The sequence below is a fragment of the Roseibium limicola genome (assembly GCF_017313085.1).
Lineage (GTDB): Bacteria > Pseudomonadota > Alphaproteobacteria > Rhizobiales > Stappiaceae > Roseibium > Roseibium limicola.
In genome coordinates, this window is sequence record NZ_JAFLNF010000004.1 from 293,974 (window position 1) to 311,223 (window position 17,250).

Consider the following 17,250-nt stretch of genomic DNA (forward strand, 5'->3'; position numbering starts at 1 on the left):
TCTGATGGTCTCGATAAGTCGCTATTACTCAGCCAGCACCCGCTGCGAGGGAAACCGGATCTCGACCAGAGTGCCCTGTTTCGGGGTGGAGTCGATATGGAAATTCGCCCGGTTGGCTTCGGTCAGCGCCTTGGTCAGCGGCAGGCCGAGGCCTGTGCCCCCTCCCAGACGCGATGTGTGCAGCTGGCGGAACGGCTCCATCGCCGCCGACAGATCTCTCTCGCTCATGCCCGGACCTGTATCGCGTACCCGCAGAACCACCTCGCCATTGTCTTCCAGTGCGGTGGAGATGATCACCTGGCCTCCGGACTTGTTGAACTTGATGGCGTTGGACAGCAAATTCAGCGTGATCTGACGCAGGGAGCGCGGATCGGCGACCACATTCGGCACGGCATCCGGCAAGCTGGCGCGGATGATCACCCGGTCGCGGTTGGCTTGTGGTTGCATCAGCGCCACGCATTCGCGAATGACCTCATTGGAGGACACGGCAGAGAATTGCAGATCCATCTTGCCGGCTTCGATCTTCGACAGATCAAGCAGGTCGTTGATCAGGCTCAGAATATGCGCGCCAGAGGTGCGTACGTCCTTGAGATATTCCTTGTAGCGCTCGCCACCAATCGGGCCGAAGCGTTCCTCGATCATGACCTCCGAAAAGCCGATGATGGCATTCAGTGGCGTGCGGATTTCATGACTGATCTTGGCCAGGAAGTCTGACTTCTGTGAACTGGCGTTTTCTGCCTGACGCTTGGCCTCGGTCAGTTCCTCCTCGGCCTTCTTCCAGTTCGTTATGTCACGCAGGACGGCGCAGAATTTCGTCTGGTCGCCGCTGCCCGTAACGCGGCCAATGGTCATGAACAGCGGGATCAGTCCCCCCGAAGTGACCTGTCCCAGAACCTCGCGTCCGTCATTCAGCAGGCTGGCGACACCGTTGCGCGACAGTCCGTCGAGGTAGTCGAGGGCGGAGCGGTGACTTTCCGGCGCCAGGAAGCTGGTCAGCGCCTCGCCGACGATATCTCCGCGGCTGGTGGAAAACAGGGCTTCCGCCGACCGGTTGGACTTCAAGATGGTGCCGTAGCGATCCATGACCAACACGCCGTCTGTCGCGGTCTCCAGGATGGCATCGAGCTCGTCGACACGCTCACGGGCCTTGGACAGCTCACTCTCCAGCGTCTCCTGTTCTGTGCGAGCGGCGAAGGCAGGTGAGGGGAAATCGGTCAGGACGGCTGTCTGGCTGGCAGCCCGAACAGGTACGGTTTCCGCCGCCCGTTCCATGATCGAGATCATCAGGCCCTGGCCGCCATTCCATGGAACCGTGTGCATGCGAGCATCGACCTTGCGGGATCCACCCTCGGCGAGCCGCACCTTCAGTGTGCCGTCGATTGTACCTTCCAGCTCGGTATCGGGAAAATCGTCATCATCATCGGCGAAGACCGCTTCCAGACCACCGGCTTCGGTCAGGGCCTGCAAACCGGTGTAGCCGAGCAGGCCAAGCAGGGTGTCATTGGCGTAGAGCACATCCCGGTCGCGAACGATGGCAATGCCGATTGGCAGCCGATCCAGCAGGCGCGGATCAATCGGACCAGCGCTGGGTGGCGTGGTGTCACGTTCGACCTTCGCGGCGAGTTCCGGATCCAGTGGCGGTTCGTCTTCGACCAGATCGTCTTCAAGCCGCGCCCCAAGGGCTTCGGCAATCTTGCGGAACGCGGCGATCTCCGGCTTTGAAAGTCGGGAGGTATCCACAGGCACCAGATGAGCGCGTCGACGCGGCATGGGGACCACGTTGCTGGCCGGAACCGCCACTTCGGCTTCCTCTGTGGTGCCTTCGGTTTCAGTGGTCGGCTTAACAGGGACGTCAGAAGATGTGTCGTCCAGCTGCGGACCTGCAGAGCGAGGCGTCGAGCGCTCCTCATCGTCCAGCGTCAGCAGGTCTTCGTTGAATTCTTCTGCCAGATCTGCCGCCAGATAGTCTGTCGTCTCACTGCGAAAACTTTCTTCATCGGCACCGGATACATCGTCGTCCCCATCCTTCGCCTCGTTTTCGGTCTGAGAAGAAATGCTTTCGGAAGCCGGGGTATCATCTTCGGTTTGGGCAGACGTCTCGATAGCGGACGGCAGGTCGTCATTTTCCGCTGCCGGCACGTCCGTGGACTTCGGTGTGAAAAGGTCGCGCGATGTCTGGACCGGCACAGCCGTGACATCATCTTCGGTCGATGTTTTGACAGGCGTGCCGCTCTTGTAGCTCTTGGCGAGGCTGGCGACAGCGGTCTCGATATCCTTTGGGTTGAGCGCTTGCTTGCCCTGAATGCCAGTAAGCACACCTTCTTCGGCGTCAATTTCTGCCTCGTGCAGGCTCAGCAGCGGATTGGCATCGTCCTGCTCAAGCGATGGCTGTTCGTCTTCTGCTGATGGCTCCGGAGCCTCCTCGGGAACGGTCTCATCTGCCGGTGTCTCATCCGACGGTGTCTCATCGGATGAGACCTCAGCTACATCCTCCCGTTCGGAAAACCCAATCTGTGACGCATTGCTGCTGTGGTCATCGCCGGCGTTGGCCAGAAGGTCGGTCTCTTCAGCGGGCTCAGAAGGGGCATCCGCAATCGCGTCATCGTCTTGGGGGGCGCCCAGAACAGCGGTGCTTTCCGTCACTTCGTCCGAGATCGGCAGGCTTGCAGCGTCCATTTCCGTTTCGAGAGAGAGCGTGTCCGTCTGCGCGTCGACGGTTGATTCTTCAGGGGTCTCGGTCGGCGTCAGGAGTACACTTTCGCTGCTCTCAGCTGTCGGCGCTTCTGTCTTGATGTCGTCAGAGGGGGTATCTGCTGCCGTCTCGGCCTTGGGCTGTTCCGTGTGGCGTACAGAAGCGGTGGTGCGACCTGACGCGGTATCCGTCATTTCTGGTGTGAAATAACCACCAGCGCGTGCGGCCAGGCCACTGATCAGTGCAGACGCTCGGGCGCCAAGGGCCAGGCCTCCCCCATTGGGCTCACGCTGATGCTTGATCGGGGTCAGATCGAAGGGCGGGGTTTCCGTTGCGGTGAAAGGCGAAACGGGCTCTGTTTCTTCCGTCGGCTGTTCGTCTTCGGTGAATTGCGCGTCGGCGCTTGCGTCAGAGGCCGTATCAGATGCCAGTTCTGGCTCTTCTTCTGCCTGCTCTTCAATTAGCGCATCGCTCTGTTCGCTCAATGCAGTCGCATCAGGCGTGTCTGAGGCGTCAGCAGCGTCCGCAGCATTGGCCTCCGAGGTCAGGAGTGCGCCGGTGGCTGTCGAAGCGGCATGCGCGGGAATGGACCCGTCGCTCGTCAGGCCCTCATCTGTAACACCGGTCTCCTTCTCCGCATTCAGACTGTCGGCATCATAATCGTCATCAGAAGACGGTAGAGCGGCCGGTTCTTCTGCGAGAGGTGCATTCTTGTCTTCGACCATATCGACCAAACGGCAGACACCAAAGCCGCGATAGCCTTCAAAGATCCGGTCCCGATCGAAGGCCGGCAGAGCCGCCATGTCGACAGGAACACGCAGCTGCGCACCGCTGACCGGCCAGAGCACGGTCTTGCCGCTCCAGGTGTCCCGACGGTCGAGGGCACGTGAAATCTCACCGCGGGTATCGAGGCCGAACCGGAGCGCGACTTCGCGCCAGGTGAGGCCGACGATGTCGCCAGCAGTCGGACCAAGTGCTTCGCTGAACTCGTCGGACATAAAGGTAAAGCGCTGTTCGAGATCCATCTGCCAGGCAAAGCGGATCGGACGGCGGCGTGGCTGGAAGACAAAGCCTTCTGGCTCGGCCATCTCGGAGACCTCGGAAGCTGCAGGTTCAGCTGCAACCTCTGCCGCAGGCTCATCGGCATCGTTGATGGCCTCGTCAGACTCTGCCACTGCTGTGTCGGCTTGCCCCGCATCGTCGACTGCTGCTGTCGGCTTGCCGGACGAAGAATGCTCAACTGCTTTGGTCTCTTCAAGTGCAAGCGAGGCGTCTTCCGTCTCCTCGGTCTCAGCCTTTTCATCCGCCTCGGCCGGCTCGGCAATTTCCATGTCCTGGGCACGACCCCAGCCGCTTTCTGCTCCCGCAGGCAGGCTCAGGGCATAAGGATGTACCGGCAGATCGGCACCCGCGGTTTCGACAGGTGGCTCAAACTCCGAAGCAGGCTCCTCGATCTGCGCGTGACTCAGGGCGGCGTCTTCGTCAGTGGCTTGAGCATCCTCGACCTGAGGGCCCTCTTGGGCCGTTGCATCGTCCGTTGTGAATTCATCTGTTTCCAAAAGAGAGGCCGCAGTCTCTTCCTCAATCTCAATGCCCGGCTCAATGTCGGGCAGCCATGGGCCGGAACCGGTGTTCTCAGCCAGGATCAGGACCGTATCAGCGGCGGCAGCCTTCAGGCTCGTATGCCTCATGCCGTCCAGCACCAGGAAGTCGTTGCCGCCTGTTTCGCCGGAGGCATGTACGCTTTGGGGGAAGCTGGCGGTTGCCAGATCCAGGTCACCGGATTGAGCAAGAACGGCGCCTGCTGCATCGAGCACGGCCGCCGTCCGGTTGCGTCCGGCGATGAGGTCGAGATAGGCGGGAAGCGGCGCGTCGGTTAGCGCCAGACTGCGGTCGGCGCAGATGACAAGCGCTGCTGAATGACCATTCGGCAGGGTTAGCCTTTGTCCCTGGCAAGTCAGCAGCATAACCCGCAGGCCGCGATAAAACCGCAGCCGATCCGTCGTCATCCGGTCTTCCGGACCGCTGGTGGCAATCCGGGCGATGTGCGGACGGGCAGGGGACTTGGCAAGCGCACTCAGATGCGTCAGGCCATCGGCATCCTTGACGGAAAAGAACCGGGCACCAGCGGCATTGGCCCAGAGGATCCGGGCGCCGTCAGCAGACCAGACCCAGGCAGCCCTGGGGTCCTCCAGCAGCGTCGAAACCGCTGGCAAAGAGCTGATTTCCATGAAGGTTTTTAGGTGGGTATCCATGGAGCGGCTCCGCAGGCTCAGGCAGGTGACTATATCCGGCAAACGTTGCTTCGGGTCGGCGGTGGTAAATACCTTGTTAATAACGGTATTCAGCCCGTTCGTCCACGGGAGGGCGTGGTCTAAGTCCCGGGACATGAAGGCGTGGTTAATTGCCAGTGTAATATTTGCGGTCCCTCATGTCTCATGGTAAAGATCTGACAGCCTAACTGAAATGGTCCGTGGGAGGATTGGCCATGTCGGTTTGGAGCTGGATTTATACGGTAAGACTTGAAAGACGTTTCGGAGCCGAGATCTCCATGGCGGGCCTGCACGATATGGTCCGCAGCGGCACATCTCGCGTTCCGGGTCCGGTGATGATCGGGTGACCGAGCCTTGGGCTTCCAGCCCGTCCCGCCGTTTGAAACAAGAAGAGGTTCGGCATGACCAGTGGGTAAAACCTGACTGGACTTGTCCCAGAAAAACCTCCAGCCTCCATGAACTTTAGAGACGCCTTGATTTCAAGGGCTGCCCGGTTGGCGGGCGACAGCCGCGCGGTAGGTGCGGTCGGGCCTTTTTGAGGATGGTCTCCTTCGTCGTGATCCGAGTGCAAGGAAGCAATGAATGGCCAATGACAAAAGCGGGTTCGAAGTGCCGGACCAAATGCGTGACTTCGCTGACAAGAGCGTCGACCAGGCGCGCAAGGCGTTTGATGATTTCATGTCGATGACCCAGAAAGCTGTCGCGAATGTCGAAGGCTCGGCCAGTGTGGCACAGTCTGGTGCGACCGACGTGAACAAGAAAACCCTCAGCTATGCGGAAGAGCATGTTGATGCGGCTTTCAAGTTTGCGCAGCAGATGGTGCGTGCCAAGGATGTCGATGAGGTTGTTTCCCTACAGCGTGACTATATGCGCAAGCAGATGGAATCTCTCGGAGAGCAGACCCGTGACCTGAGCGCGACTGCGACCAAGGCTGCCAAGAAGGCCAGCGACGCTGCCAAGGAATAAGCCGTTTTTGAAAGGCGCCGCAGGCTGAAACAGAAAAATATTTCTGTCTTCTTTCTGAAGCGCTGTCCGTGGAAGTCCTTGACGTAGAACATATTTTCATCGGCCACACAGGTGGAGAGTTAGTTCTCCTCTCCTGTGTGGCTGTTTGTTTATTGTGCACCGCAATAAATATATTGCAATGCAGCAGGTGCGCCCCTATATTCAGGTCACGGATGACGACACTGACGAGCCGCGATAAAGAGATCAGGTTCGTTGGAATTGCTCGAAATGATGATCGCGTCCGTTCAAAAATGGAGAAGACATCATGACTGACGCAGCAACCACTGCCAAAACAGCCCCTAAGGGCCGCACTACAAAATCCACCAAGACCGGCGCCGCCGCTGGAAATCCTTTCATGGATTTCGAAGCTTTCGCGATGCCGAGCATGGAAGTTCCAGACTCTGTTCGCGAAGCCACCGAGAAGGGTATTTCTCAGGCGCGCGACGCTTACGACAAGGTCAAGTCTGCTGCTGAAGAAGCAACGGACATGATGGAAGATTCCTTTGAGACCTCCCGCCAGGGCGCGGTTGAGTTCAATCATAAGGCAGTCGATCTTGCCAAGACAAACACCGACGCCACTTTCTCCTTCTGGAAGGACGTGGTTTCCGCCAAGTCGGTCGCCGAAGTGATTGAGCTTCAGTCCAGCTTTGCCCGTCAGCAGTTCGACGCTCTGACATCCCAGGCCAAGGACATGCAGGAATTTGCCACCAAGCTCTCTACAGAACTTGGTGCTCCGGTAAAGTCCGCAGTGGACAAGGCTACCAAGGAATTCAAAGTCGCCTAAGGCTTTGTAACCCGGTCTGAGACGATAACGCCAAGCCGCCTGATCAGGGGTGGCTTGCGTGAAATTTCAAACACCGCCGCGACGGCTCCGCAGCATTTTTCGGACTTATTCAGTTCGGGAGTCGTGGTCCGTTTGCGGCGGTGTTGTCGTATTCAAGCTCGCCTGCTTTGAAAAGCCAGGGTAGCTTTGGTGGTCGAAAAAGGTCGAATTGACCCCTTGTGGACAGTTCGAAACAACGCTAGAAGCCCCCTTGCAAAGGCTGCGGAACGCCCCTATGTTCCGCGCCACCTGATGAGGTCACCCGGACGGTTTTCGGTGTTGGCTCATTGCCCGTGCAGACGTAGCTCAGTTGGTTAGAGCGTCGGATTGTGGCTCCGAAGGTCGGTGGTTCGAACCCACTCGTCTGTACCATTTCTTCCTGTAAAAATTTGATCGTGCCGTCCGTCGACAACCCTTTTCAGGGACATGACGGGGATGATCTATGATCTCGACAGATTGGCGCCTAGGGACTTGGTCCGGCGGTTGTCGAGGCGCAGCGGCTGGCCGTGGGGATCAAACAGCGCCTTGAACGAAAAGGCGTGGGCGCTATCGCCATGATCCGCCAGATGCTCGTGTCGAGCCACGGCTTCGCTCCAATCAGGCCGGTGCGAGACATCCACCCACCACATCACATAGCCAGGCCAGCTTTCCGGCAGGATGTTCCACTCCCGCCCGCGCCGAAAGGCTGCCCCGTGGCGACCGTGATAGGTCGCCGCAGCCAGGGCTTCCGGGGTCTCCCACACTGACAGGGTGGAAGGGGCAAAGCCGTCGCCGTTGTCGACCCAGAACCTTGGGAAAACCTGCTCTCCCCAACTCTTCGGACCTTCATCACCTTCATAGCCTGAGCGTCCGAGAAAGCCGGGCGCTTGCTCAATCGCGGCAAAAGCTCCCGGCTCGGCGTCACGAAATCCGGAGATCCTTTCGGATTCGTAGCGGTCGTGGAACAGGGCGAACGTGTAGGCTGCGAGGATAAAGCTGCTCATTTGATGAAATGAGGCGAGAGAATTGTCGACATATTTGCCTTTTGTGATAAAAATTGTATGCAATTGAGAATGTGAAGACCTGTTGTGATGCCGGTTGAGGCTATAATTATCGTTTCCTCCGGTCAAACAGACGGGTATCAAGCTGCGCAACAAGACGACGAGCTTCGAGCTTGCGATACGAGGGGGAAACCAAATGGAAGACTTGAGCCTTGCCTCAATGGGGCTTTTGGCCGGTGCGCTGCTGGCCACGGGCGTGGTTGCGGGCATCATTGCCGGACTGTTGGGCGTTGGTGGTGGCATCGTGATCGTGCCAGTCCTCTATTACATGTTCTCCGGTCTCGGACTGGATCAGGACGTGCTCATGCATGTCGCTGTCGGCACCTCTCTGGCGACAATTCTGGCAACCGGGACGTCTTCCGCCCGCGCTCACTGGAAGCGCGGTAGTGTCGATGTGGATTTGCTGAAACGCTGGTGGTGGGCCATTGCTCTGGGCGTTCTGGGCGGAGCCACCCTGGCTGGCAACGTCTCTGGTGGCACACTGACGCTGGTGTTCGGCGTTGTGGCTCTCGTGGTTTCCGCCAATATGCTGCTCCGCAAGGACGGCGCCTCATTGGCTGATGATTTGCCAGGCTCACCGGTCAAGGAATTGATCGGCATGCTGATTGGCGGCATCTCGGTGATGATGGGCATCGGCGGCGGCACTTTGGGCGTGCCAACCCTGACGCTGTTCTCCTATCCGATCCGCAAGGCTGTCGGGACCGCTGCGGCTATCGGGCTGATCATCGCCATTCCCGGCACGCTGCTGTCGATCTTCTTCGGCCTCGGCGTTGAAGGCCGCCCGCCACTGTCGCTCGGCTATGTCAATCTGATCGGCTTTATCCTGATCATTCCGGCGTCCACCTATACCGCGCCGCTGGGGGCCAAGATCGCTCATGCGATTGATCCGTCAAAGCTCAAGCTGGTGTTTGCGCTGTTCCTGGGCTTCACCGGTCTGCGCATGATCTATGATGTGATGTTCTGAGTGGATCGGCCCACAGTCTCGCTCCTTGCGTGGGATGATGGGTTCATCAAGGATTTTTATTGGTGTTTTCCCTGATGTTGGGGCACTGTTGGAATTCTGTTGAGCTGGTGTGACACAAGTCGCGCCAGCTTTTCCCATTCCCCTTGAGTGGATCGGCGCATGTTGTGCCCGGTCTCGATAACTGCGCCTGCGGAGTGTGCCTCGGGCCGGAGATCCATGTCCTCTTCCTCCCCCGTCACGATCAGCCTGAACGGCATCCTGCTTGGCGCGCGCCTGTGCCTTGCCATTCTGCCCGGCTCCATTGCGCTTGGTGCCGTCTTCGGAACGGTGGCCGCCCAGAAAGGCCTGACCTTGCTGGAAACGATGATGATGCAGGGCCTTGTCTTTGCCGGTGCGTCGCAGTTCGTGGCGATGGAAGTTTACCGCGATCCGATAAACTGGGGCGTTGCACTGGCCATGGCCGGCGTGGTGGCGGCCGTCAACATGCGCATGCTGCTTGTCGGGGCCAGCTTGCGGCCGTGGATGGGGGGGCAACCGGCCTGGCAGGTTTATCCGACCCTGTTCGTACTCACCGACATCAACTGGCTTCTGGCCGTGCGTCACTATGATGAGGGCCACCGCGACTGGGGCGTTCTTCTGGGCAGCGGTCTGTTGCTCTGGGTTGTCTGGTGTCTGTCAGTGCTCCCCGGCTACTTCTTCGGCAGTTTGATCGAGAACCCGCAGGACTGGGGCCTCGACGTTGTTTTGCCGGCCTTCTTCGCCGCACTTCTTGTGCCACTGTGGAAAGGCCGCAGGCAAACCGTAGGCTGGGCGCTGGCAGGCCTTGTTGCCACTGCGACCTGGACTCTGTTCGGCGGCTATTGGGGGGTGTTGACCGGCGCTCTGGCCGGGGCTTTCGCTGGGGCCTATCTCAATGACTGATCCGTATTTCTCTGCAGACCTGATGTTCATCGCAGCCGTCGCCATGATGACCGGCGTGACCTATTTCATGCGCGCTGGCGGCTTCTGGCTGATGGGGCGTCTGCCCCTGACAGACCGCACCCGTCGCGGCCTTGAAGCATTGCCGGGGGCGATTATCGTCTCCACGATCCTGCCGATTGTGCTGAAGGGTGATTTGGCGCTCGGCCTGAGCCTCGTCGTCGCCGTGGCCATCATGGCGTTGATCCGCAAGGACTTTGTCGCGGTGTTCGGCGGCGTTGCCGCAGCCGCAATCTTCCGTCACTTCGGCATTTGATCCAACGGACCTAGAGCAGGTCTCGCGATTGGCGAAGGCAGTCCTCGGCGGAACCTGACGCATCAATCCGGTGCCATGTCATGTCGCCGATGTCCTGGGACAGTTGCAGGGCCACAACGTCTGCATCGGCATCCGACGCGTCTCCGCGCCGTTGGGTGACCCGTGAGGTCAGAACGTCTGCGGGGGCGTCGAGCCACAGTCCGAGAAATTCCACGCCCGCCGACGCAGCCAAAGCCTCTATTTCGCGGCGTTGCGCCTCATGGGCAAACACCGCATCGAAAATGACGCTCTGTCCGGCTTGCAAGGCATGGCGGATCCGACCTTCAAGCCGGGCGTAGACCGTCCGGGCCGCGTCCTCCGCATAAGCGCTTTGCGGTGCCTTGTCGGTTTCCTTCAGCTTTAAAAGCGCCTTGCGTTCAACGTCAGTCCTGAGAATACGCGCGCCGGGCGCACGCCCTGTGTCACAGGCTATCTGCCGCGCCAGAGTGGATTTTCCACTGCCTGACAATCCGCCGATGCCGACAAGTCGCGTGCTCTCCCGCTCAGGGGCTGGACCAAGGCCGATGAAGGAGCGCGCCAGATTGAAGTAGGTTGTGGCCTCCCGGCGCAGCGCATCGCGTGCCTGATCACTCTCCTGGTTGTCCGCAGAGGCCGCAGCGATTTTGGCGCGGATACAGGCGCGCATCATCAGATAAAAGGGCAGCGCAGCCAGGCTTTCCTCGTCGTCACCTGGCTGCGCACCATGCTCAGCAAGGGTTTTACGATCCAGATATCGGTTGAAGATCAGGTTCGCCGCCGGCTTCTGGTCCTGCTCCCAGAGATCCATCAGCAGAAAGGCCAGATCATACAGCCGATCTGTGGTGGCGATGGCCTCGGAAAACTCGATGGCGTCGAAGAGCACGGGCTGATCATCCAGCAGGATGATGTTCCGGGTGTGAGCATCGCCGTGGCAAAAGCGGATGTTGCCTTGAAGTGCGCGCCGTAAAATCAGAGGCTTCAGTGCCCTCAAGCCACTGCGGGCTTGCCCGTTGAGTGCGCGCGCCTGTTCAGGCGGAAATTGATCCGGAAAGGCCTGAAAGGCGTCCGCGTTCTGATCCACGTAGGATGTCAGCTCTGCAAAGAAGGCCGGCCCGGCGTCCAGTTTCACGGGGGCGGCGTCGTGAGCCTCCAGCATCATTGCCGCAAGCTTGTCGCATAGGGGGGCGGGCAGAGGGGCCTCAGAGGCGATCCGGTCAAGTTGACGGTTGCCGTCGAACCGGTTCATCTCGACAAGCCAGTCCACAGCTGCTGCAGGCGGTGTATCTTCCGGCCCAAGCGCAAGTCCGCCATTGTCTTCCTGAACCAGGGCAACCACCCGTCGATAAATCTGAGGCGCGTTGGCCTTGTTGCAGGCGATCTCCTGCTGACAGGCATGCCGCCGCTTTTCCAGCGTCGAGTAGTCCAGAAACGGAAACCACACCGCGCGCTTCAGCTTGTAGGCTAGGTCGCCGACCATAAAGATCACATTCGCGTGGGTGTCGATCCGATGAGGCGTGTCATCCGCGGCTGCCTGTCGGGCAAGCTGGTCCAGAAAGGCGAGAACATCGCCCTGGTCATCAGGCGTGGGCTGAGTAGACATGAAACCACTGGCCTCCGGTTGCAGGGGGACCCCGCCCCGTAACGAAATTCCTTGCCTAGAGGTGGAGGATGGCGCCGGTTGGTGCAAGTCTTTGTGTGTCGGGCAAATCGTCTCTGTTGTCGGTTTGCCTTCTTTGTGCTCGCAAATGGAATGAATTCATTGCCAATTTCCGTAAGCATTGCTCTGCCGAAGTCAGCATCCTTGGCGTATAGACGAAGACATGATGCAGGTGGGCATTCCACCTCGGAATGGTGACAGAACCAAAGGGGACTGAAACATGGCGGCAAAATCCGGTGGGCAGCTGATTGTAGACGCGCTGGAAATCCACGGCGCAGAGCGGGTGTTCTGTGTGCCGGGCGAAAGCTACCTCGCGGTTCTCGACGCTCTGCACGACGCCTCTATTCCCATTACGCTCTGCCGCCAGGAAGGTGGCGCGGCGATGATGGCGGAGACTTATGGCAAGCTGACCGGCAAGCCGGGCATCTGCATGGTGACCCGAGGGCCGGGCGCCACGAACGCTGCTGCCGGCATTCATGTTGCCATGCAGGATTCCACGCCGATGATCCTGTTCATCGGCCAGATCGAAAGCGGCATGCGCGAGCGTGAGGCGTTTCAGGAGGTCGACTACCGCCAGATGTTCGGCGGCATGACCAAATGGGTCGCCGAGATCGACCATGCGGACCGGGTGCCGGAGTTCATCTCCCGCGCCTATCATGTCGCGACCTCCGGCCGTCCTGGTCCCGTGGTGCTGGCCCTGCCGGAAGACATGCTGGTGGAAATGGCCGACGTCGCCCAGCCGGCCCCATGGACCCAGGTTGAAACCTATCCTGGATTGACCCAGATGGCCGAGCTGCAGAAGCGCCTCTGGGCAGCTGAGCGGCCGATAGCTATTCTCGGTGGGTCTCGCTGGACCGAGGACGCTGTTGCCGGGTTTATCCGGTTTGCTGAACGGTTTGCCATGCCGGTGGCCTGCTCCTTCCGCCGCCAGATGCTGTTCGACAACCTGCATCCGAATTACGCTGGCGATGTCGGCATCGGTCTCAACCCGAAGCTGGCTGAACGGGTCAAGGCATCGGATCTGATCCTGCTGGTCGGCGGACGCTTGTCGGAAATGCCGAGCCAGTCCTATACGCTGCTGGATATTCCCCAGCCGAGCCAACCTCTGGTTCACGTTTACCCGGACGCCGAAGAGCTCGGCAAGGTCTATCGTCCGACGATGGCGGTTCACGCCAGCCCGTCTGCCTTCGTCAAGGCACTCGAAGGCGTTCAGCCACCAAACGAGCTGAAGAGCTCTGGAGCTGCCGAGGCCGCTCATGCCGATTATCTCTCGTGGTCGGGTGCACGCCCGCAAACGCCGGGTGACCTGCAGATGGCCGGCGTGATGGCGTGGATCGAGGATAACATTGCTGACGACGCCATCTTCACCAATGGGGCCGGCAATTATGCCACCTGGGTGCATCGCTTCCACCGCTTCCGCAAGTTTGCGACGCAGGCTGCTCCGACGTCCGGCTCCATGGGCTACGGCCTGCCGGCTGCCGTTGCCGCCAAGCTGACGTTCCCTGAGCGCGAAGTTATCTGCTTTGCTGGTGATGGCTGTCTGCAGATGACCATGCAGGAGTTCGGCACCGCTTGTCAGGACAAGGCGAACGTTATCGTCGTGCTCGTCGACAACGCCATGTATGGCACCATCCGCATGCACCAGGAGCGCCATTACCCTGGCCGGGTGTCGGCAACAGAGCTGGTCAATCCGGATTTTGCTGCCTTCGCCCGCGCCTATGGCGCCCATGCAGAGACTGTGCTTGCCACAGAGGATTTCGGCCCGGCCTTCGAGCGGGCCCGCGCCAGTGGAAAGCCTGCGTTGCTGCATCTGAAAATCGATCCGGAAGCCCTGACGCCAGCCGCATCGCTAAGCCAGATCCGGGAGACTGCGCTCAAAGCGAGCTGAGCGCTAAAAACCATTACTCTTAGTAAAAAATTGAGCTTGCGAGATACTGATCGTGATATTAACTGTTTTTAGTAGGTAATGCATAGGAGGCGGTCAATGACGGTATCAGCGCTTTCTGCAGCTCGAACACTCTGCGAAGAACGAAATTGGAATATTTCCAATCTGGAATTGCAGAAGCTCCTGTACATAGCAGAACTATATCACCTTGGCATAACAGAAGATCCTCTAATATTTGAGGATTTTGAGGCTTGGGACTATGGGCCGGTAGTGCCTATTGTCTACTCCAAGGCTCGTGGTTTTGGCAAAAGCGCAGTCCCAAACGTTTTCCATTGGATTGACCCTGTGAAAAAGGGGTCGAAAGAATTTGATATACTATCTGCGGTTGCTGCTCAGACGAAAAGACTTACCGCTGGTGAACTCGTAAATATAACTCACTGGCCTCAAGGCGCCTGGGCTAAGTTCTATGCTCCGCATTTGCGAAACATAAAAATTCCTAAGATGGAAATTTTACGAGAATATAATGATCGAAAAATCGCCGCTTAGTGAAACCTCTACTGAGGAAGGTGTGAAAGGCTTCATCCAGCGGAGCGCCGGTCAAGGCGGAAGCGTCGATCGGCCAAAAGCGATGGATGATCAGGTCGCCAATTTGCAAGATAAAATTGTAGACTTGGAAAATAAGCTCCATGAAGAGAGGTTTCTTTGGGTTCTACTTTTAGTTATAGTTCTGGATATATTTTTTCTACTTCAGTCAGAGAATTGGTCAGCGCCGATAGTGATCGGGATACTAGAACTATTTGGACTCATAATCTTTGCCAGTCGCTGCCGAGTCGATCCAATTATGCCCCTTCTAGATAGGTTAACCGGGATGCTGGGGACAAGTTCAAAACCAGATGACTGAGTTGCACAATATGGACGAGGCTTGCTCAGATAGCATTGGAGTAATCCTCGACCGGCAGGGTGACCTGGGCAATGCCCGGGTCATCCGGTGACGGCTCGATGCGAAAGCCAAGGGCTTCGCAAACGCTGATCATGCTGGTGTTTTCCTTCAGAACTTCGCCGTGGATTTCTTCGATGCCGTCGGAGCGGGCGTAGTCGATGATCAGCTTCATCAGCGCCCAGCCAAGGCCAATCCCCTTCAGGTCGGAGCGAACCATCACCGCATATTCACCGGTGCGATGGTCGGCATCCGCATGCAAGCGGACGACACCCAGCAGATCGCCGTTGTCTGGGTTGATGGCGCAGAATGCCATAGCGCGGGCATAGTCGAGCTGGGTCAGCTTGGCGAGAAACCGGTGGCTGAAGTCCTTGACCGGCGCGAAAAACCGCAGGCGCAAGTCTTCTGAAGTCACCCTTTCGAAGAATTGAGCGAATAGCGCCTCATCCTCTGGACGTACGGGGCGCACCTGCAACGCCTTGCCATCGCGCAGGTGCAAGGTTTTCTCCCATTCGGCCGGATATGGGGTGATCGCCAGACGGTCCCGTTTTTCCTTGCGGCTCAGCGTGTCTGAAACGGGCCGTAGGGTGACGCGTGCGTCCAGCGCGACGAGCCGGTCGGGCAGGGCCACCAGCGGATTGATGTCCATTTCGAGAATATCAGACAGATCAACAGTGATCTGCGAGAGCTTCACCAATGCCAGAGCGATGGCTTGTCGGTCCAGCGCAGGCCGGGATTTTCCTCCATCCAGCAACCGAGCCACGTCAGTCCGCCGGACGAAGGCCTGCGCCAGATTGAGGTCAAGCGGGGGAAGATCCACGGCAACATCCTGTCGGTCTTCGACGGCTGTTCCACCGTGGCCAAACAGGATCGCCGGGCCAAAGTCGTGGGTCTCACCCAGTCCCAGATAAAGTTCCAATCCGTGCCGGTCTTCCAGCATCGGATGCACAGTGACCCCGGTAATGCGTGCTTCCGGATAGGCCTTGCGGGTTTGCGACAGAAGATCTTTGGCAGCAGAGGCGACACTTTCAGGTGTTTCCAGACCGAGCCTGACACCATCGATCTGCGACTTGAAGGGCAAGTCGGGGGAGATGACCTTGACCACGCAGTGAGAGGTCTTCTGCAGGATCTCCCGCGCGGCCTCTGCAGCTGACGGTGCGTCCTTGCAGAAACGGCAAGGCATCACCGGGATCTGATAGCACTCAAGCAGGGTGACGACTTCATCCGGGTCGAGCCAGGTGCGCCCGGAAGCCCTCGCCTGGGTGAGGACGTCGCGGGCATGGTCGACATCAGGGCTAAAGTCTCGTGGCAAGCTGGCCGGGGCTGCCATCAGAAAGTCTTTCAGATGAGCGTCCCGTGCCAAGTGCATCAGGCTCCGCGCGGCCTCCGCCGGCGTGCCGTAACAAGGCACTTTCGCCTCATCCAGCGCCTTGCGGCCCTGGCTGGAATTGCCGATCAACCCGACAACCAGCGCCTTCTTTCGGCCGCTGCGTCGCTTGTCGGCCTTTGCAGCTGCAGCGATCGCTGCGCCCATGTCTTCCAGCGAAGCCGTGGCAGTTGGGGCTTGTAGAACGAGAAGCCCGTCGGTGGCCGGATCCGCCAGCACGTCGCCGATGGCCTTGGTGAGACCTTCTGGCGACAGATTGTCCCGCACGAGTATTGGCTCAGTTCGGGACCTGTCGAGGCTCTCCGAAACACTATCACGACAGGCGGGGGCCAGCTTATGCAGGGTCTCCAGAGACAATGCCGCCAGATGCCCGTCCAGATCACGGAACCGCTCTGCGGCAAGGTTGGCTAATCCCTGACCGTTGGTCATGACGCTGAAGGCGTTGCTCTTCGGGATGCGCACACGCGACAAGGTTTCCAGCGCTTCGAACATCTCGTCCAGATCGGTCACGCGCAAGATGCCTGCCCGCAGGAACGCTGCTTCGAACACGGCCTCGCGCGTCAACAGTCGGCCGGCATGGGTGCGCTCGGACGTCAGGCCCAATGTGCGACGACCCGACCACAATGCAATCACTGGCTTGTTGCGCGCGGCTGCCCGTGCGGCCGACAGGAACTTGCGCGGGTTCGAAATGCTCTCCACGTGCAGCAGGATGGCGCGGGTATGGTAATCTTGGGCGAAATAGTCGATGAGGTCTCCGACATCCACATCCGTTCGCTCACCCAGACTGACGGCTGCTGAAAAGCCGATCCTGCGCGCATTGGCCCAGGACAGCGTAGCATTGAGAACGGCGCAGGAGCGGGAAATGAAAGCCACATCTCCGGCCGCCGGGGCCTCCGCACTCAACAGGGCATTGAGCTTTTGTGCTGGCACGCTGAAACCGATGGAGCCGGGGCCGATCAACCGCAGACCCTTGTCGCGTGCGGCTTCCCGGCAGTCCTGCAGCAGCTGCGAATCCCAAGCCTCAAAACCCGGAGACAGCAGCAGGACGGCTTTGCAGCCGGCTTGGGCCAGCGTGTTGATGCGCGCCGGCATGTGTTTTGATGGGCCCAGGCAGATTGCCAGATCGACATGGGTCGGCAGAATGTCAGCGGCGCTCACGCCATCGGGAAAAACCATGTCGGGGAGATCGACAGCCGTGACCTTAACAGTATCACGATGGGTCGAGAGCTGCTCAAGCAGGCGGTCAGCGACGCATTGATCATGTCGGTTGGGACCGATCACCACGATTGATGTGGGGGAGAAGAACCCTTCAAGATTGCGAATGGTCACTTTGGC

Annotated in this window: 13 protein-coding genes and 1 tRNA gene; 10 read left to right on the forward strand and 4 right to left on the reverse strand. The window is 59.1% G+C overall.

The window, feature by feature from the left end:
- Positions 1-24: 24 nt before the first annotated feature.
- Complete coding sequence (locus J0X15_RS20185) at positions 25-4,947, reverse strand: ATP-binding protein (RefSeq protein ID WP_206940690.1); 4,923 nt, start codon at positions 4,945-4,947, stop codon at positions 25-27.
- A gap of 233 nt (positions 4,948-5,180) precedes the next feature.
- Here J0X15_RS20185 and J0X15_RS20285 point away from each other — a divergent pair, with 233 nt between their 5' ends.
- From J0X15_RS20285 to J0X15_RS11250, 4 genes are all read left to right on the forward strand, one after another.
- Positions 5,181-5,312 carry a hypothetical protein gene (locus J0X15_RS20285; protein WP_269439416.1) on the forward strand — a complete coding sequence of 44 codons (132 nt, stop codon included), beginning with the start codon at positions 5,181-5,183 and terminating at the stop codon, positions 5,310-5,312.
- A 235-nt stretch (positions 5,313-5,547) separates the two neighbouring features.
- The gene (locus J0X15_RS11240) at positions 5,548-5,931 is read left to right on the forward strand and encodes a phasin (protein WP_206940691.1); all 384 of its coding nucleotides are present in this window, start codon (positions 5,548-5,550) and stop codon (positions 5,929-5,931) included.
- A 304-nt stretch (positions 5,932-6,235) separates the two neighbouring features.
- The gene (locus J0X15_RS11245; RefSeq protein WP_206940692.1) at positions 6,236-6,754 is read left to right on the forward strand and encodes a phasin; all 519 of its coding nucleotides are present in this window, start codon (positions 6,236-6,238) and stop codon (positions 6,752-6,754) included.
- 334 nt (positions 6,755-7,088) lie between these two features.
- A tRNA-His gene (locus J0X15_RS11250) sits at positions 7,089-7,165 on the forward strand.
- A 68-nt stretch (positions 7,166-7,233) separates the two neighbouring features.
- On the opposite strand, the gene J0X15_RS11255 is transcribed toward J0X15_RS11250, so the two are convergent.
- Entirely contained in the window at positions 7,234-7,776 is a 543-nt protein-coding gene (locus J0X15_RS11255) for a DUF3291 domain-containing protein (RefSeq protein WP_206940693.1), read from the reverse strand.
- Positions 7,777-7,969: 193 nt separating this feature from the next.
- Here J0X15_RS11255 and J0X15_RS11260 point away from each other — a divergent pair, with 193 nt between their 5' ends.
- The 3 genes from J0X15_RS11260 to J0X15_RS11270 all read left to right on the forward strand — a co-directional run bounded on the left by J0X15_RS11260 (position 7,970) and on the right by J0X15_RS11270 (position 10,031).
- A complete protein-coding gene (locus J0X15_RS11260) occupies positions 7,970-8,797 on the forward strand; it encodes a sulfite exporter TauE/SafE family protein (protein WP_206940694.1) in 828 nt (275 codons plus the stop codon).
- Between the two features lie 216 nt (positions 8,798-9,013).
- A complete protein-coding gene (locus J0X15_RS11265; protein ID WP_206940696.1) occupies positions 9,014-9,718 on the forward strand; it encodes an AzlC family ABC transporter permease in 705 nt (234 codons plus the stop codon).
- A complete protein-coding gene (locus J0X15_RS11270) occupies positions 9,711-10,031 on the forward strand; it encodes an AzlD family protein (protein ID WP_206940698.1) in 321 nt (106 codons plus the stop codon). Before J0X15_RS11265 ends, J0X15_RS11270 begins: the two co-directional genes overlap by 8 nt.
- A gap of 10 nt (positions 10,032-10,041) precedes the next feature.
- Here the strand turns inward: J0X15_RS11270 and J0X15_RS11275 are convergent, their stop codons facing one another.
- Positions 10,042-11,649, reverse strand: coding sequence for a bifunctional aminoglycoside phosphotransferase/ATP-binding protein (locus J0X15_RS11275; RefSeq protein WP_209015258.1), 1,608 nt, complete (start codon positions 11,647-11,649; stop codon positions 10,042-10,044).
- A gap of 277 nt (positions 11,650-11,926) precedes the next feature.
- Between J0X15_RS11275 and J0X15_RS11280 the strand changes: the two genes are divergently transcribed.
- From J0X15_RS11280 to J0X15_RS11290, 3 genes are all read left to right on the forward strand, one after another.
- A complete protein-coding gene (locus J0X15_RS11280) occupies positions 11,927-13,594 on the forward strand; it encodes a thiamine pyrophosphate-binding protein (protein WP_206940700.1) in 1,668 nt (555 codons plus the stop codon).
- Positions 13,595-13,690: 96 nt separating this feature from the next.
- Positions 13,691-14,137: a Panacea domain-containing protein gene (locus J0X15_RS11285; RefSeq protein WP_206940701.1), complete on the forward strand. Its 447-nt coding sequence runs from the start codon at positions 13,691-13,693 to the stop codon at positions 14,135-14,137.
- Positions 14,115-14,492 carry a hypothetical protein gene (locus J0X15_RS11290; protein ID WP_206940703.1) on the forward strand — a complete coding sequence of 126 codons (378 nt, stop codon included), beginning with the start codon at positions 14,115-14,117 and terminating at the stop codon, positions 14,490-14,492. Before J0X15_RS11285 ends, J0X15_RS11290 begins: the two co-directional genes overlap by 23 nt.
- 25 nt (positions 14,493-14,517) lie before the next feature.
- Here J0X15_RS11290 and J0X15_RS20375 read toward each other — a convergent pair whose 3' ends face one another.
- Positions 14,518-17,244 carry a bifunctional acetate--CoA ligase family protein/GNAT family N-acetyltransferase gene (locus J0X15_RS20375; protein WP_206940705.1) on the reverse strand — a complete coding sequence of 909 codons (2,727 nt, stop codon included), beginning with the start codon at positions 17,242-17,244 and terminating at the stop codon, positions 14,518-14,520.
- Positions 17,245-17,250 lie beyond the last annotated feature (6 nt).

Coding starts and splice junctions, on each gene's coding strand:
- J0X15_RS11270 (WP_206940698.1), top strand. CDS start 9,711: ATGACTGATCCGTATTTCTCTGCAGACCTGATGTTCATCGCAGCCGTC.
- J0X15_RS11285 (WP_206940701.1), top strand. CDS start 13,691: ATGACGGTATCAGCGCTTTCTGCAGCTCGAACACTCTGCGAAGAACGA.
- J0X15_RS11260 (WP_206940694.1), top strand. CDS start 7,970: ATGGAAGACTTGAGCCTTGCCTCAATGGGGCTTTTGGCCGGTGCGCTG.
- J0X15_RS11240 (WP_206940691.1), top strand. CDS start 5,548: ATGGCCAATGACAAAAGCGGGTTCGAAGTGCCGGACCAAATGCGTGAC.
- J0X15_RS11265 (WP_206940696.1), top strand. CDS start 9,014: ATGTCCTCTTCCTCCCCCGTCACGATCAGCCTGAACGGCATCCTGCTT.
- J0X15_RS11290 (WP_206940703.1), top strand. CDS start 14,115: ATGATCGAAAAATCGCCGCTTAGTGAAACCTCTACTGAGGAAGGTGTG.
- J0X15_RS20285 (WP_269439416.1), top strand. CDS start 5,181: ATGTCGGTTTGGAGCTGGATTTATACGGTAAGACTTGAAAGACGTTTC.
- J0X15_RS11275 (WP_209015258.1), bottom strand. CDS start 11,649: ATGTCTACTCAGCCCACGCCTGATGACCAGGGCGATGTTCTCGCCTTT.
- J0X15_RS11255 (WP_206940693.1), bottom strand. CDS start 7,776: ATGAGCAGCTTTATCCTCGCAGCCTACACGTTCGCCCTGTTCCACGAC.
- J0X15_RS20185 (WP_206940690.1), bottom strand. CDS start 4,947: ATGGATACCCACCTAAAAACCTTCATGGAAATCAGCTCTTTGCCAGCG.
- J0X15_RS11245 (WP_206940692.1), top strand. CDS start 6,236: ATGACTGACGCAGCAACCACTGCCAAAACAGCCCCTAAGGGCCGCACT.
- J0X15_RS11280 (WP_206940700.1), top strand. CDS start 11,927: ATGGCGGCAAAATCCGGTGGGCAGCTGATTGTAGACGCGCTGGAAATC.